The sequence below is a fragment of the Acinetobacter courvalinii genome (genome assembly GCF_014635545.1).
In the GTDB taxonomy this organism is placed as follows: domain Bacteria; phylum Pseudomonadota; class Gammaproteobacteria; order Pseudomonadales; family Moraxellaceae; genus Acinetobacter; species Acinetobacter courvalinii.
This window is the reverse complement of sequence record NZ_BMDA01000003.1, coordinates 163,518-178,446: the sequence shown is the minus strand read 5'-3', so window position 1 is coordinate 178,446 and position 14,929 is coordinate 163,518. Positions and strand designations below refer to the sequence as shown.

Sequence of the window (14,929 nt, the reverse complement as noted above, 5' to 3'; positions counted from 1 at the left end):
GAAGGTTTAAGCCCCGGTCTGATAACTTGCTTGCGGCACGGCAGTTGAAGCCTGATAAGGGTTGGTAAAATCCTGAAGACCCGCAGCGGCTTCATGAATGTCCTTACCTTCTTTCACCACAAAAGTATCAAAGCCAGAACGTTTTAAATAATTTAAAACGTCCTTGAAGATATCACCAACCGCACGTAACTCACCTTGGTAACCCTGACGGCGCAATAAGGCCGCAAATGAATAACCACGGCCATCATTAAAACCGGCAAACTCAATAAAGATCGCATCAAATTCATTTAACGGAAATTGATGAGTTTCAGGAGAATCATTCACAGTAATGTACAACGCTTTTTTGCCCTGTACCTGTGCCAATTGATCAAGTTGTGCCGTGGTTAATACCACATCACCTTGAGGAAGCGTACCATCTTCTGCAATGACCTGATAGGTATTGTCTGCAATCGTGCCATCTTTAGACAGCACTTGTAGCGATGTATTAAGCATAAGCACGCTCCTTGAATGGTTGAATGCCAACACGGCGATAGGTATCAATAAAACGCTCACCTTCATTACGCAAATCAAGGTAAGTATTCAGGATTTCTTCAATCACATCAGGTACAGCATCAGCAGCAAAAGATGGGCCTAAGATATCGCCTAAAGATGCATCATGATCTGCATGACCACCTAAAGTGATTTGATAGAACTCAGCACCTTTTTTATCAACCCCGAGAATACCAATATTGCCAACATGGTGATGGCCACACGCGTTCATACAGCCTGAGATATTCAGGTCAAGCTCGCCAAGATTGTAAATCGTATCTAAATCTTCAAAACGGCGGCTAATCGCTTCTGAAATTGGAATTGATTTGGCATTGGCCAATGAACAGAAATCCCCACCTGGGCAGCAGATGATATCGGTAATAAAGCCGATATGCGCACGCGCCATGTTGTGATGTTCCAGCGTTTGCCACAATTCAAATAAATCTTTCTGTGGTACGTCCACCAATGAAATGTTTTGTTCGTGCGTGGTACGGAACTCACCAAAGGTGTACTTATCCGCCAAGTCTGCGATTAAGTTCATTTCTTCAGAAGTGACATCACCAGGCGCAACCCCTGCACGTTTCAAAGAAATCGTAACAATACGATAGCCTTTCACTTTATGTGCATTGGTATTGACGTTAAACCACTGTTTGAATTTCGGATGCTCGGCAAACAGCGCTGTGAAGTCTTGATCTTCCAGATCCTGATAATCAAATGGCGTAAATTCTTCATCCATTTTTTTCAAGATTTCAGGTTGAATCTTTAACGCTTCACGAGTGTGTTCAAATTCAGCTTCAACTTTTTGCGCAAATACTTCTGGTGTTAATGCTTTTACCAGAATCTTGATACGTGCTTTATATTTGTTATCACGACGGCCATGTAAGTTATAAACACGTAAGGTCGCCTCAAGATAGGCAATCAGATCTTCGCGCGGCAAGAATTCACGAATCACGCTACCAATGATCGGGGTACGGCCCAAACCACCACCTGCCATGATCTTATAGCCCATTTCACCCGCATCATTACGCACCAGATAAACACCGATATCATGGAATGCTGTTGCAGCACGGTCTTTCTCTTGCAAGGCAGATACTGCAATCTTGAACTTACGTGGCAAGAAGGCAAATTCAGGATGGAAAGTACTCCACTGGCGAATCAACTCACAGGTCGGACGTGGATCAGCAATCTCACCTGCTACAACACCCGCAAACTGATCTGTGGTGGTATTACGGATACAGTTACCCGAAGTTTGTACCGCATGCATTTGCACTGTGGCCAGTTCAGCAAGAATATCAGGCACATTTTCTAATGCAGGCCAGTTCAACTGAATATTTTGACGGGTGGAAACGTGGGCATAACCACGGTCATATTCCGTCGCAATTTCAGCAATTTTTCTGAGTTGTTTGGTATTCATCAAGCCATACGGCACAGCGATACGGAGCATTGGCGCATAACGTTGCACGTATAAACCATTTTGCAAACGTAGTGGACGATATTCGTCTTCTGTTAATTTTCCTGCTAAATAGCGTTCTGTCTGATCACGAAACTGAGCAACACGTTGGTTAATCAGTTGTTGATCGAAATCCGTATATAAATACATGGCGTATGGCTAGTCATTCATTATAAAGGCGACTAGCATAGCGAGCTTTCATTCATCAACAAAATGCTTTTTTTGCATATTTAATAACGGTTTTATTGATAAGCCTATCTAATTGCCATAAAAAGAAAAAGCCCAGACGAATCCGGGCTTTTTAAGATGATTTCTAAATGAAATTAGTTCTTATCTGGCAAAGCATAAGCAACTAAATAATCACCCATTTTGGTACCAAATGAACCATGTCCACCGGCCATAATCACCACATATTGTTTACCGTTGGCTTCATAAGTCATCGGTGTTGCCTGTCCACCAGCTGGCAAACGTGCTTCCCATAACTTGTCGCCATTTGAAACATTGAAGGCACGGATGTAGTTATCTTGGGTTGCACCCACAAACATCACGTTACCGGCAGTCGAGATTGAACCACCTAGACCCGGTACCCCAATTTTCACTGCTGGCAACTGGAATAGATTTGGCAAGCTGTCACGGATAGTCCCGATACGTTTTTTCCAGACGACATCATGGGTTTTCAAATCCACACCCGCCACATAGCCCCAGCCCGGTTGTTTACACGGTAAGCCGAATGGTGACAAGAACGGACTGATTTCAACCCCATATGGCGTACCATACATCGGTTGCATGCCTTGTTCTGTACCCGCTCCTTTCGCGGTTTGAGGACGGTTTGGATCCGCAGGAACCAAACGGCTGACAAATGGCAGGCCAATCGGATTCATGACAGCAACCTGACGATCTGCATTCACAGACATACCGCCCCACTCGAATACACCGAGATTACCCGGGAATACTAAAGTGCCATTTTCTGAAGGTGGCGTATAGATACCGTCATAGTTTAGACGTTTAAATTTCACGCGACACATTAACTGATCAAACATGGTGGCACCCCACATGTCTTTATCGGTTAACTTGTCTTTCGGTGCTAAGTTAAGGTCAGAGAAAGGTTGGGTTTTTGAATAGAACTCACCTTTGGTCTGTGGTCCCCACTTCACGGTTTGTGGTACCGGTTTTTCAGTGATCGGTACGATTGGCTGACCATTACGGCGATCTAAAACAAAGGCATTGCCTGTTTTGGTCAAGACATAAATCGCTGGCACAGTTTGTCCCGATTTATCCTGAATATCCGCCAATGAAGGTTGTGATGGAACATCCATATCCCACAAGTCATGATGTGTGGTCTGGAAATGCCATACCAGTTTACCTGTGGTTGCATTGATCGCCAGCATTGAGTTGGCATAACGCTCTTTCAGTTCGGTACGGTCACCACCCCAGATATCTGGCGTACCTACACCTGTCGGTACATAAACAATGTCCAGTTTAGGATCGTAGGCCAACGGTGCCCACGCATTTGGTGAGTTATGCACAAAAGTTGTGTCTTGACCAGGCATCGCATTTGGATCAGCAGCACCCGTATCAAATACCCATAACAGCTTACCAGTATTGACGTCATAACCACGAATCACACCAGAAGGTTCTTTGCTCGAATAGTTATCCGTTACTGAACCTGCAATCACGACAGTGGTACCAGACACTACACCTGGCGATGTCGGGTTATAACCACCTGGGTATGCATATGGCATGAACTCTTGCAAGTTCACTTCACCATTTTGACCAAAGTCAGAACATGCCTTACCGGTATCTGCATTCACTGCGACTAAACGACCATCGTTAACCGGAACGAAGACTTTACGTGGACACTCGGTAGAGGCCGACTTCTTCGCCTGTAAACTGGTCGCAAATTCAGTGGTATTGGCAGCATCGTAGTACATCACACCACGACAGGTTAAATGCTGGAAGGTTTTATCGGTTTTGAGTTTAGGATCAAAACGCCATTTTTCCTTACCTGTTGCCGGGTCAATCGAGATTAAATGTTGATGTGGGGTACACATAAACATGTTATTGCCAATCTTGATTGGCGTGACCTGATTGGTGGTTTCACCTGAGTCATTTTCAGTTCTGAAATCACCGGTACGCAAGGTCCAGGCTACCTTCAGGTCTTTGACGTTTTTATCATTGATCTGGGTCAATGGAGAATAACGCTCTCCCCCCTGACTACGACCATATGCAGGCCAGTCTTCAGGTGCAATCCCGTCAACCGCTTTCGCTTGCGCAGGTTGTGGTGTCTGGATTACGCCATTGATTTCCTGAGGATCATTGAAGATCGAGTACACCATCACCACAATCGCAATTGCTAAGGTTGATGATAATGCCACCTTGCTTGATGCCAGATTATCAATACCACGTGTCACTGCAGGAATGAGTAACCAGAGACCGAGAATACCCAGAATATCAAGACGTGGTGCCAGTGCCCAGAAGTCTGTACCCACTTCCCAGATACCCCAGATCACACTTCCGAGCATGAGGGCAGCATAAACCCATAACGGGCCTGAAGCGCGTTTATAAAGTTGTACTGCCACAATCAGCAACAGCACACCTGCAACTACATAATAAAAAGACCCGCCGATTGCAGCAAGCCAGATACCGCCGATGAGCAAGAACAACGCAATGAGGGCGATAATGATCACCGTCAAGGTTCTAAGCCCAGATTTTGAAGCAGATTGATTCATAAGATCACCTTGCATCTTTTGTATTTGTAGATCCATCCAGCGCAGACATGATCGACTGGATGGTCGAGTTCAAATCACAACAAGTATTTTGCAGATACAGTCCGTTTTATGAACGCCATCTGCAAAATTGCTCGAGTACCGAAATTAGAAAATGGTTTGGAACTTGATGCCGCCCACCCATGTTTTATCGCCATCTTTCAATGCGCCCACATGGTGTACATATTGAATATTTGGACGGATGGTGAGCCAGTTGGTGGCATGAATGCCGTAATACAACTCGGTGTTGTACTCTTCATCCAGCAAACTGTTATTTTCATCATTGGCATGGATACGTGCGACACCCAAAGCCAGTTCGTCTTGCGGACGCTGGTCCAGTAAACCTTTATAGATCAGACCGACATTTTGCATGTCTTTAACTGCATTGGTTTTGGAATCATGTACCGTGACATTGACGAAACCAGTTAAACCACGATCCGACTGACCATCATGACGGGTTAACTGTTGTTTTACGGTGAACCAGCCACCTTGTTTGTGTCCAGTCTTGGCAGGATTTTCAATTTCTGCGGCATCAGCCGTACTGTAGTAGTAGCCAAAACGGTATTCGCCAGGTAAAGACAATGCACCGAGTTTTGGCGTCCACACCACTTCAGCCGGGATAATCGCACCACGTGAACCATCCGTACTTAAATTGAAACCTTTACCACGCTGCAAGTTTTCAGGGTTGTATTCGTACGCCCCGATTTGTGCATACAGGTCAGGCTGCAAGTTGTATTTGACACGTAATGCCCACTGGCTAACTGGCCAGTTGTACCATTGATCGCCGACCCAGTTACCGACCTGCGAACCACATAAAGCCAGGTTCTGGAAGTCACAGGCAAAGCTGTTGAAATCTTCACCTTCACCAAAACGACCGACTTTAATATCTAAGGCCTGATCTAAAAATTTCTTTTTGATCCAGAGATCCGTCAGGCGCCAAGTTTGACCACGACCCCAGACTTCCTGTACAGAACTCTGGTGGCCTTGTAAACCCACTGCAGTTTGTGACAAAGACTGACCATCACGGTAAGTGACTGTGATCTGTGCCTCAGTATCTTGCCAACCTAAAATTTTATTCAGGTCGAAGTTGGTACCCAAAGCCAGTTGTCCAGTGAATTCACTGCCATGGCTTGAGTGCTGTTTAGAATCTAAAACCCCTGCAAATTCACCCGTGTAATCAGCAGAAAATTTGTAACCCTGTTCTTGCAACGCCGTGCGTTGACCGTTCCAATCACCAAACAGCCATTGACCATTTGGGTCAAAGGCAGGAGAAGCGGCTTGAGTTTGATGTGCAAAAAGACTCAATGATAGAACGGATAAACAAGAAACAATCAAAGACTTAGAGATTGTCATGTTTACGTAACCTTTTATGTTATTGTGTATAAAAGGTTACTCTTATTTTTAAATTACAACTTATTCAAAATGTTAACAATCTGTACAATATTTTAACAATCAGTGATTAGTCGCACATATTTTCTACCACTTACCCTCACCCAGCCCCTGCCCGATAAAGGCATACTTCATTTGAGAACGGGAAAACTTAATAGGACAGGCCAACTGTGGCTCAGTTTGTGAAGTATTTCCAGATAAAGGCACATCCACCACCCAGCCGCGTTGTTGGGCCATTGGCGAGACCAATGCTTCATCCAGACTGAGTACCGGTTCCACACAAATATCCAGACTCTGGAACAGATGTTGCCATTCTGAAAAATTCTGGGTTTTAAACTTCTCTTGCAGCGCATGCTTGACTGCTTGACGATCTTCAGGATCAAAAGAGGCACCTTTTGCCAGCAATAGAGGTAAGTCTAAAGCAGCAGCCAAACCCGCCATAAATTGTGGCTCTAAACTTCCAACCGAAAAATAACGCCCATCTTTGGTTTCATAATAATCATAGAAGCTTGCGCCATTGAGCATGCCAGCTTCGGGTGCTTGCGGCGTCTGCCCGGCCAGACTGGCGGATGCGGCCATACTATTCAGACTAGCGACACAATCGGTCATAGAAATATCAATATACTGTCCCAAGCCACTGCGTTGACGCTCAACTACGGCGGCAAGAATACCAATCACGGCATGTAAAGAACCGCCTGCGACATCGGCAATCTGAATCCCTAAAGGCGGTGGGCCACTATCCTGACGACCACTATGTCCAGAAACGCCAGCCAAGGCTAAATAGTTAATGTCATGCCCGGCCCGGTCTTTATAGGCGCCTGTCTGACCATAGCCGGTAATTGAGCAATAGATCAATCTTGGGTTAATCTCAGCCAGGGTTTCATAGTCCAGACCTAAACGGCGCATTACATCTGGACGGAACTGCTCCAGTACAATATCGAACTCGGAGATTTTAGTTTTGATCAGTTCAATATTGGCGGCATCTTTTAGATCGAGTGCGATTGACTGCTTGTTTCGATTGAGATAACTATGTGCAGTGGCCTGACCATTCGCATAGGGTGGCATAATCCTTACCAGATCGGGACGTGTTGGAGATTCAATATGGATAACTTCTGCACCCATGTCGGCAAGGTACATACTGGCAAATGGTCCTGGTAATAAAGTAGAAAAATCGAGGACTTTCAATCCTTTTAGAGCAGATGGCATGATAATTTTTACTCAATTTGTTCAAATTTTCTTTTATACTAGGTGTGGATAAACACAAAAACAATGTCATGTTCAGCCATTTACCTTGATAGTTTCGGCAATTTAACATGTATACAAGGCGCAATTATTTTTCTTGTCAATTGCCATAGGGCTTGTTAATTGATCATATATATGTTGCGTTGTCAGCAAAAATTTTATCAGACGAGACATGAAACGACAGGAATGATAATTCATTTCCGAGTTTCATAACGATGGATGAGGAAATTTTTGCCACAACCCTACGGGACAAAGGCATTTTTTGATGCTACTGCGTTATGTCATGCTCATTTAGAAGTACTAAACTTCACAAGCCATGCCTTGTATCATCTAAAAAATGTCTATTGTCGCAGCTATATCTGATCAACTAACAAGCCCTTTTTATTTTAGACGGTTATTTAGGTCAATTATCGTGAATAGTAAAGAAACTGAAGGATTCAATATGAGCCGTGATACGATCAGCATCCACTTCGTGAATGCGGCTTTAACAGGTGTTAAACGCCTAGGCATGGACGTTGAAACGTTACTTTCACATGTCGGTATAGAAGCAGAGTTACTGCGCCAACCGAAAGCTCGAATCTCTCCAGAGCAGTACACCCGTTTTATCAAGATGTTATGGATGGTTACTCAAGACGAACATGTCGGTTTTGATGTACAACCACGCCGACTTGGTACTTTTGCCATCATGTGTCAATTGATTATTCATTCCAAGACACTGGGACAAGCACTGGAACTTTCATCTCAGTTCTACAAGTTATTTGGCGATGAGTGGGCGGTCAGCCTGGAACGTGACAAGCATGAAGCCCGTTTGGTTCCGCACATTCCTAAAGCCCTAGATCCGGATCACTTTATTACCGAAAGCATGTTAATGATCTGGCACGGTCTTGCTTCATGGTTAATCGAACGTCGTCTCCCTTTAGAACGTGTTCATTTTGGTTATGAACGTCCTAATCATGCCGATGAATATGATGCATTATTCTTCGCTCCGGTCATGCAGTTTGATGCGCCACGTACCGAAATTACTTTTGCAGCGGATTATCTTGATCTCCCGATCCGTCAGGATGAAAAGACTTTAGAAGAATTCCTGAAAGCTGCACCAGCACAACTGTTAGTAAAATTCAAAAACACCAACTCACTTACTTCACGTATTCGTGATGTATTAAAGAGCCAGATTGGCGAAGAAATGCCAACGCTTAATGATGTTGCTGCAATGTTGTACTTATCACCGCAAACCTTGCGTCGCCGTTTGGCTGCCGAAGGTAAAAGCTACCAAGGGGTTAAAGATGCCTTGCGTCGTGATGCGGCGATTCATTTATTGTTGACTCCAAATCTCACTCTTGAAGATGTAGCGCAGCAAGTGGGCTTTAGTGAAACCAGTACCTTCCACCGTGCCTTTAAGAAATGGACAGGTGTCACCCCAGGTCTATACCGTCAATTGCACGGGCATCACAACTAATTTTTCATTCGAGTGTTCAACCAGAGATTGTTGAACGCTCTTTTAAAACTATGGTAAAAAATAAGCTTAATTTTACGATAAGCTTGAACAACAATGATCATAAAAAAAGGTGATTTCACTCACCCACAAGTCCAAAATCTCATTCATCTCCATTTGTATGGCCTGCATCAGAACACACCTATTGAACATAGTTTTGCATTAGACCTGAGTAGTTTGCAAAAAGATTCTATTAGTTTTTATACCTTATGGAATGACGATCAATTACTGGGCTGTGGCGCAATCCAAGAGCTGACACCCGACCATGCAGAAATCAAGTCTATGCGGACTCATCCTGATCATTTGCGTCAAGGCGTCGCAGCACAACTGCTTGAATTTTTATTAAAACTCGCTCGGCAACGTCACTATCAACGAATCAGTTTAGAAACGGGAAAAGACGTTCACTTTGATGCCGCAATCAAACTTTATAAGAAGTTTGGTTTTATTGAAGGCGCGGCTTTCGCAGAATATAACGAATCACCCTATAATCAATTCTTTCATTTAGATTTATCCTGATGCCTGAACAAGCACAGGGCTGTTGTTTTGATATGCATCAATTTGCCTTAATTTGCTTTAAAAATATTGCGGCCTGTTTTGGCGAAGCCAAACGTATAAACTGGATATGTTGATACTGAGGATCGTTGATCATAGCTAAATACTTTTTACGATTTTGAGCATGATGGGTAATCATCCATAAAATAATAGAGTCCTTAGATAAAAAACTGGTTTTGAAACTCTCTCGATTATTGGAATTTTCCCATAATCTTTTTTGTGTCAGCGCTCGACTAATTGCTCGTTTAACTGAGCGGTACAGATTTAACGAAAATGAATAATCCAGCCAAATAATCGTATCAATATATTTAAGCTTTAAATCCAGTGTTCGAGAATAATTACCATCAAGTACCCATCCTCGAGGTGCCTGATCAATTTGACTTTGTAATTTAGCAAAAAACTCATGATCTGGCGTTTCCTGCCAGTTATCCAGCCAAAATAGATCATCCATCTCAATATGCGACAAACCTAGCTTTTGCGCGAGATGACGGGCAAAAGTCGTTTTCCCAGCAGCAGATGTTCCCACAATATTGATAAATTTCATTTGAAATCTTGAGCTATGGCCTGAATTTCCATCATAAAGAAAAAATGATTTTTACTGCAAGCTGAGAAATTGGCGAAAAACATCAAACTTGCCAACGTTTATCATCATTGCACTGACCTTTAAATTGAGTACACTCGATAAACAACAATTTTAAGGTGATACAAGGAAAACCTATGAGCGAGGCCTACATTATTGATGCCATTCGCACGCCACGCGGAAAAGGAAAAAAAGATGGCTCACTGCATGAAGTCAAACCGATTACATTACTCACATCATTATTGAATGAATTACAACAACGCCATCAGCTCGATACTTCAAAAGTCGATGATATCGTTTTAGGCTGCGTTACTCCGATTGCAGACCAAGGCGGTGATATTGCTAAAACCGCAGCGATTGCAGCGGGCTGGAATGATGATGTTGCTGGTGTGCAAATTAACCGTTTCTGTGCATCTGGTTTAGAGGCTGTCAACTTGGCCGCACAAAAAGTCCGTTCTGGTTGGGAAGATGTAGTCGTTGCAGGTGGTGTGGAATCGATGTCTCGTATTCCAATGGGTTCTGATGGCGGTCCTTGGGCACTTGATCCTGAAACTAACTTAAAATCGTCTTTTGTACCACAAGGCGTTGGGGCAGATTTAATTGCCACTTTAGATGGTTATAGTCGTGAAGATGTCGATGCTTTTGCAGTCGGTTCACAACAAAAAGCAGCTGCAGCTCAAGCCAATGGCTATTTCGATAAATCCGTGGTGCCTGTCAAAGATCATTCAGGTGTACTGATCTTGGAAAAAGATGAATTTATTAAAGGCAATACCACCGTTGAAGGTTTGGCAAAACTGAATGCCAGCTTTGAAATGATGGGACAAATGGGCTTTGACGCCGTTGCCTTACAGAAGTACCCAGAAGCACAAAAAATTAACCATGTTCATCATGCAGGTAACTCCTCAGGCATCGTCGATGGGGCTGCAGTAGTGTTACTGGCTTCTGAAAAAGCAGTGAAAGAACAAGGCTTAAAACCACGTGCCAAAGTATTGGCAACGGCATTGGTCGGTACCGATCCAACCATTATGCTGACAGGTCCTGCGCCTGCTGCGCGTAAAGCCTTGGCCAAAGCTGGCTTAACGATTGATGATATTGACCTGTTTGAAGTGAATGAAGCCTTTGCTGCCGTAGTGATGCGTTTTATCAATGAGCTCAAGGTTCCAGCTGAGAAAGTCAATGTCAATGGCGGTGCAATTGCGATGGGTCATCCACTCGGTGCAACGGGCGCCATGATTTTAGGCACCTTGCTAGATGAATTAGAGCGTCAAGGTAAAAAACGTGGTTTGGCCACATTGTGTGTCGGTGGTGGAATGGGGATCGCCACCATTATTGAGTTGGTGTAAGGAGCACAACATGAGCGCTATTAAATACGAAAAAAACGCTGACAATATTGTAATTCTTACCCTTGATTCATCGGGTCAATCTGCCAACACCATGAATTCAGAATTCCGTGAGTCACTCCAACAAGTCAGTCAAAAGCTCAAAACAGAAACGGATCTGAAAGGCATTATTTTCCGTTCTGCCAAGAAAACCTTTTTTGCTGGTGGAGACCTGGATGAACTGATTCAGGTTCAGCCTGAACATGCCACTGAATTTTTCAAGATGATTGAAGAGCTCAAAGGCGACTTACGTGCGATTGAAACTTTAGGCGTACCTGTTGTTGCGGCCTTAAATGGTACGGCGCTCGGTGGCGGTTGGGAAATTGCTCTAGGCTGTCATTACCGTATTGCCATCAATGATCCAAAAACCAAGTTTGGTTTGCCTGAAGTCACTTTAGGTTTGCTGCCAGGCGGTGGTGGTATCGTGCGTATGGTACGTTTACTTGGCCTGCAAAATGCATTTCCGTTCCTAATGGAAGGCAAGCAATTTGGTGTCGATAAAGCAAAATCACTCGGTTTAGTGCATGACACCGCCGAGAATGAGCAAGAGCTGTTAGATAAGGCGATTGCCTGGGTCAAAGCCAATCCAAAGTCACAGCAACCTTTTGATGTTAAAGGCTACAAAATTCCGGGTGGCGATCCGAAAACCCCTGCTGTAGCACAAGTACTTGCCATTGCGCCTGCAATACTACGTGATAAAACCAAAGGTTGCTACCCTGCGCCTGAAGCGATCATGGCGGCAGCAGTAGAAGGTGGGCAGGTTGATGTTGATACTGCCTTACGTATTGAGTCGCGTTACTTTACGCAACTTACTGTCGGCCAGATTTCCAAAAATATGATCGGTACCTTCTGGCATGGCCTCAATGCCATCAAGTCGGGTGTAAGCCGCCCTGCGGATGTTGCAAAATGGCAAGCGACTAAAGTGGGTGTGTTAGGTGCGGGTATGATGGGTGCAGGCATTGCCTATTCAACCGCAATCAAAGGCATCCCTGTGATCCTGAAAGATGTATCAGTTGAAAATGCAGAGAAAGGCAAAGCTTATTCACAAAAACTTTTGGACAAGCGTGTTTCTCAAGGTCGTATGACCGCAGAAAAACGTGACCAGGTTTTAGCGCTGATTACGGCAACCGCTGATGCAGCTGATCTGCAAGGCTGTGATCTGATCATCGAAGCGGTGTTTGAGAATCAGGAATTAAAAGCCAAAGTGACTCAGGAAGCTGAACAATATTTGGCTGAAGGTGGCATCTTTGCATCGAATACCTCGACCCTGCCAATCACAGGTTTGGCGACAGCAAGCAAAGATGCTCAGAAGTTCATTGGCCTACACTTCTTTAGTCCAGTAGATAAGATGCAACTGGTTGAAATTATTAAAGGCAAAGAGACTTCTGCGGATACCTTAGCGAAAGCCTATGACTTTGTGCAGCAAATTGCCAAAACCCCAATTGTCGTCAATGACAGCCGCGGTTTCTTTACCAGCCGTGTGTTCGGAACCTTTATTCAGGAAGGGATGCGTTTACTTGCAGAAGGCGTACATCCAGCCAAAATTGAAATGGCGGCATTGAAAGCTGGTATGCCTGTAGGTCCACTCGCGATTCAGGACGAAGTCTCTTTAAGCTTGACTGAACACGTTGCTAGCGAAACCCGTAAAGCCTTGCAAGCTGAAGGTAAAGATTTACCGAAAACCCCTGTCGATGACGTGGTGCATACCATGATTCACGAGTTGAATCGTAAAGGTAAGGCCGCAGGTGCCGGTTTCTACGACTATCCTGAAAATGGCAAAAAGCATTTATGGGATGGACTCAGCCGTTGGCAGAAAGACAACAGTATTTCGGAACAGGACATGATTGACCGCTTCTTGTTTGTACAGGCGCTGGATACTTTACGCTGCTATGAAGAAGGTGTTTTAGAGTCTGTGATTGATGCCAATGTCGGTTCAATTTTTGGAATCGGTTTTGCACCGTGGACAGGTGGAGCGATTCAATTCCTGAATCAAAACGGGATTGAGCAATCCTTGCAACGTGCTCAACAACTGGCAGACCAATATGGTGAACGTTTTGCGCCACCACAACGCTTAAAAGACCTCGCGCAGAGAAAAGAAATCATTCAATAATTTTATGCTCTCTGCGTTGCAGATCAGCCCGTATGGAACTCGTTGTCTGTACGGGCTTTTTTCTTTTTTCAATGGCACGCCAGCAAAACTTACGAGCATTACGTCACGATTTATGCTATAACCACCAACAGTTTTGCTTTAATTTTTTTGTCCTTTGGAACTATCTTATGTCTGAGAAACTCTGTCCAGAAACCTCACCGTGGGGTTGGAAAGCATTAATTATCACCTGTATTCTAAGCTTTATTTTTATGGTGGTTTTCTATTTAGCCATGAATAACGAGCCAGATTATATGCCGATGAACAAAAATAAAGTGGCACCTCAGTCTGAAATGTCACAATCATCCATGATGTCTGAAACTAGCATGGAAAACCACCAGCACAATCACTAAAGTGTTATTGTGGAATATGATAAATCCGTGTAAAACATGGATTTATCATATTATTCGAGATATTCAATGCTTCAACAAAATCGTCAGGCACTGGTTGTTGAAGGTGGTGGAATGCGCGGTGCATTCACCAGCGGTGTCCTAGATGCATTTTTACAGCAACAGTTTAATCCCTTCGATCTCTGTGTTGGTGTTTCTTCTGGCTCAACCAATGTCGCCAACTATCTGGCTGCACAACAAGGCCGTACCCTACAGATCTACTTAGATCATTCGCTTCGAAAAGAATTTATTCATTATGGCCGTTTTTTCAAAGGCGGTGACCTGCTCGATTTAAAATGGATGTGGGATGTCGTGGAAAGCGAACATCCACTGAATCAGGCACATTTATTTGCCAATCATCCTGAATTCTATATGGTCCTCACCCACGCCATTACCGGCGAAGCTACCTATATTAAAGCTTCAAAAGACAATATTCTGGATGGCCTAAGAGCCTCTAGCTCCATTCCGGTACTGACACGCCAAGCCGTTGAGGTGTTTGGAGAGCCTTATTTCGATGGGGGTGTAGCAGACGCCTTGCCGGTACTTTGGGCAGCACAACAGCATGATGTTTCCAAATTGATGGTCGTACGAACCCGTCCCCAGAATTATTATAAAGCGGGCAGCAAAGGCGATCAGTTCCTTGCAAAATATCTGTTCAAACAAAATCACGGCTTTGCACAAAGTCTATTGTCCAGAACACAACGTTATAATGATTCGGTTCAGTTTGTGCGCACCCCATCAGGACAAAAAATTCTGGAAGTCTGCCCACCCGATCTGAAAAATATGGCAGGCCGACTGACCAAGAATAAGGCCAAAATCCGCTATAGCTATGATGTAGGTTTAGATGTTGGCTTACAGGCCATCGAAGACTGGAACAAACTTTAAATCCGATATTAAGACAGGATCAGCGTGGTCATGCTGATCCACCCGCCATATCTCCAGAATATTTTCCTTTTAGACTGTCCCGTTAACTCAACAGGATTCACATTGCTATTTTAGACTTGGCAACAGCAGCGA

The 14,929-nt window shown here is 44.1% G+C and carries 12 protein-coding genes; 6 read left to right on the top strand and 6 right to left on the bottom strand.

What is annotated here, in order from left to right; genetic code table 11:
* Positions 1-6: 6 nt before the first annotated feature.
* The 5 genes from IEV39_RS13020 to IEV39_RS13000 form a co-directional block, all read right to left on the bottom strand.
* Positions 7-492, bottom strand: coding sequence for a DUF934 domain-containing protein (locus IEV39_RS13020; RefSeq protein WP_005288880.1), 486 nt, complete (start codon positions 490-492; stop codon positions 7-9).
* A complete protein-coding gene (locus IEV39_RS13015; protein WP_005226932.1) occupies positions 485-2,128 on the bottom strand; it encodes a nitrite/sulfite reductase in 1,644 nt (547 codons plus the stop codon). Before IEV39_RS13015 ends, IEV39_RS13020 begins: the two co-directional genes overlap by 8 nt.
* 173 nt (positions 2,129-2,301) lie before the next feature.
* On the bottom strand, positions 2,302-4,707 hold the full coding sequence (locus IEV39_RS13010; protein ID WP_005288884.1) for a glucose/quinate/shikimate family membrane-bound PQQ-dependent dehydrogenase: 2,406 nt from the start codon (positions 4,705-4,707) through the stop codon (positions 2,302-2,304).
* Positions 4,708-4,851: 144 nt separating this feature from the next.
* Positions 4,852-6,075 (bottom strand): carbohydrate porin, encoded by a 1,224-nt coding sequence (locus IEV39_RS13005; RefSeq protein ID WP_171067905.1) that lies wholly within the window; start codon positions 6,073-6,075, stop codon positions 4,852-4,854.
* A 144-nt stretch (positions 6,076-6,219) separates the two neighbouring features.
* Complete coding sequence (locus tag IEV39_RS13000) at positions 6,220-7,338, bottom strand: CaiB/BaiF CoA transferase family protein (protein WP_005288890.1); 1,119 nt, start codon at positions 7,336-7,338, stop codon at positions 6,220-6,222.
* A 478-nt stretch (positions 7,339-7,816) separates the two neighbouring features.
* Between IEV39_RS13000 and IEV39_RS12995 the strand changes: the two genes are divergently transcribed.
* Both IEV39_RS12995 and IEV39_RS12990 read left to right on the top strand, forming a co-directional pair.
* The gene (locus IEV39_RS12995) at positions 7,817-8,830 is read left to right on the top strand and encodes an AraC family transcriptional regulator (protein ID WP_005226928.1); all 1,014 of its coding nucleotides are present in this window, start codon (positions 7,817-7,819) and stop codon (positions 8,828-8,830) included.
* Positions 8,831-8,923: 93 nt separating this feature from the next.
* Positions 8,924-9,382 (top strand): GNAT family N-acetyltransferase, encoded by a 459-nt coding sequence (locus IEV39_RS12990; protein WP_005288895.1) that lies wholly within the window; start codon positions 8,924-8,926, stop codon positions 9,380-9,382.
* A 37-nt stretch (positions 9,383-9,419) separates the two neighbouring features.
* On the opposite strand, the gene IEV39_RS12985 is transcribed toward IEV39_RS12990, so the two are convergent.
* Positions 9,420-9,962, bottom strand: coding sequence for a P-loop NTPase family protein (locus tag IEV39_RS12985; RefSeq protein ID WP_005288898.1), 543 nt, complete (start codon positions 9,960-9,962; stop codon positions 9,420-9,422).
* Positions 9,963-10,135: 173 nt separating this feature from the next.
* Here IEV39_RS12985 and IEV39_RS12980 point away from each other — a divergent pair, with 173 nt between their 5' ends.
* The 4 genes from IEV39_RS12980 (at position 10,136) to IEV39_RS12965 (ending at position 14,797) form a co-directional block, all read left to right on the top strand.
* Positions 10,136-11,341 (top strand): acetyl-CoA C-acetyltransferase, encoded by a 1,206-nt coding sequence (locus tag IEV39_RS12980; RefSeq protein ID WP_005288901.1) that lies wholly within the window; start codon positions 10,136-10,138, stop codon positions 11,339-11,341.
* A 10-nt stretch (positions 11,342-11,351) separates the two neighbouring features.
* A complete protein-coding gene (locus IEV39_RS12975) occupies positions 11,352-13,487 on the top strand; it encodes a 3-hydroxyacyl-CoA dehydrogenase NAD-binding domain-containing protein (protein WP_005288905.1) in 2,136 nt (711 codons plus the stop codon).
* Between the two features lie 167 nt (positions 13,488-13,654).
* Positions 13,655-13,876, top strand: coding sequence for a hypothetical protein (locus IEV39_RS12970; RefSeq protein WP_005226923.1), 222 nt, complete (start codon positions 13,655-13,657; stop codon positions 13,874-13,876).
* 66 nt (positions 13,877-13,942) lie between these two features.
* Entirely contained in the window at positions 13,943-14,797 is an 855-nt protein-coding gene (locus IEV39_RS12965; RefSeq protein ID WP_005288908.1) for a patatin-like phospholipase family protein, read from the top strand.
* The last annotated feature ends 132 nt before the right edge of the window (positions 14,798-14,929 follow it).

Excerpts from the sequence above, each read along its gene's own strand:
- IEV39_RS13020 (WP_005288880.1), bottom strand. The coding sequence starts at position 492 with ATGCTTAATACATCGCTACAAGTGCTGTCTAAAGATGGCACGATTGCA.
- IEV39_RS13015 (WP_005226932.1), bottom strand. The coding sequence starts at position 2,128 with ATGTATTTATATACGGATTTCGATCAACAACTGATTAACCAACGTGTT.
- IEV39_RS13010 (WP_005288884.1), bottom strand. The coding sequence starts at position 4,707 with ATGAATCAATCTGCTTCAAAATCTGGGCTTAGAACCTTGACGGTGATC.
- IEV39_RS13000 (WP_005288890.1), bottom strand. The coding sequence starts at position 7,338 with ATGCCATCTGCTCTAAAAGGATTGAAAGTCCTCGATTTTTCTACTTTA.
- IEV39_RS12995 (WP_005226928.1), top strand. The coding sequence starts at position 7,817 with ATGAGCCGTGATACGATCAGCATCCACTTCGTGAATGCGGCTTTAACA.
- IEV39_RS12990 (WP_005288895.1), top strand. The coding sequence starts at position 8,924 with ATGATCATAAAAAAAGGTGATTTCACTCACCCACAAGTCCAAAATCTC.
- IEV39_RS12985 (WP_005288898.1), bottom strand. The coding sequence starts at position 9,962 with ATGAAATTTATCAATATTGTGGGAACATCTGCTGCTGGGAAAACGACT.
- IEV39_RS12980 (WP_005288901.1), top strand. The coding sequence starts at position 10,136 with ATGAGCGAGGCCTACATTATTGATGCCATTCGCACGCCACGCGGAAAA.
- IEV39_RS12975 (WP_005288905.1), top strand. The coding sequence starts at position 11,352 with ATGAGCGCTATTAAATACGAAAAAAACGCTGACAATATTGTAATTCTT.
- IEV39_RS12970 (WP_005226923.1), top strand. The coding sequence starts at position 13,655 with ATGTCTGAGAAACTCTGTCCAGAAACCTCACCGTGGGGTTGGAAAGCA.
- IEV39_RS12965 (WP_005288908.1), top strand. The coding sequence starts at position 13,943 with ATGCTTCAACAAAATCGTCAGGCACTGGTTGTTGAAGGTGGTGGAATG.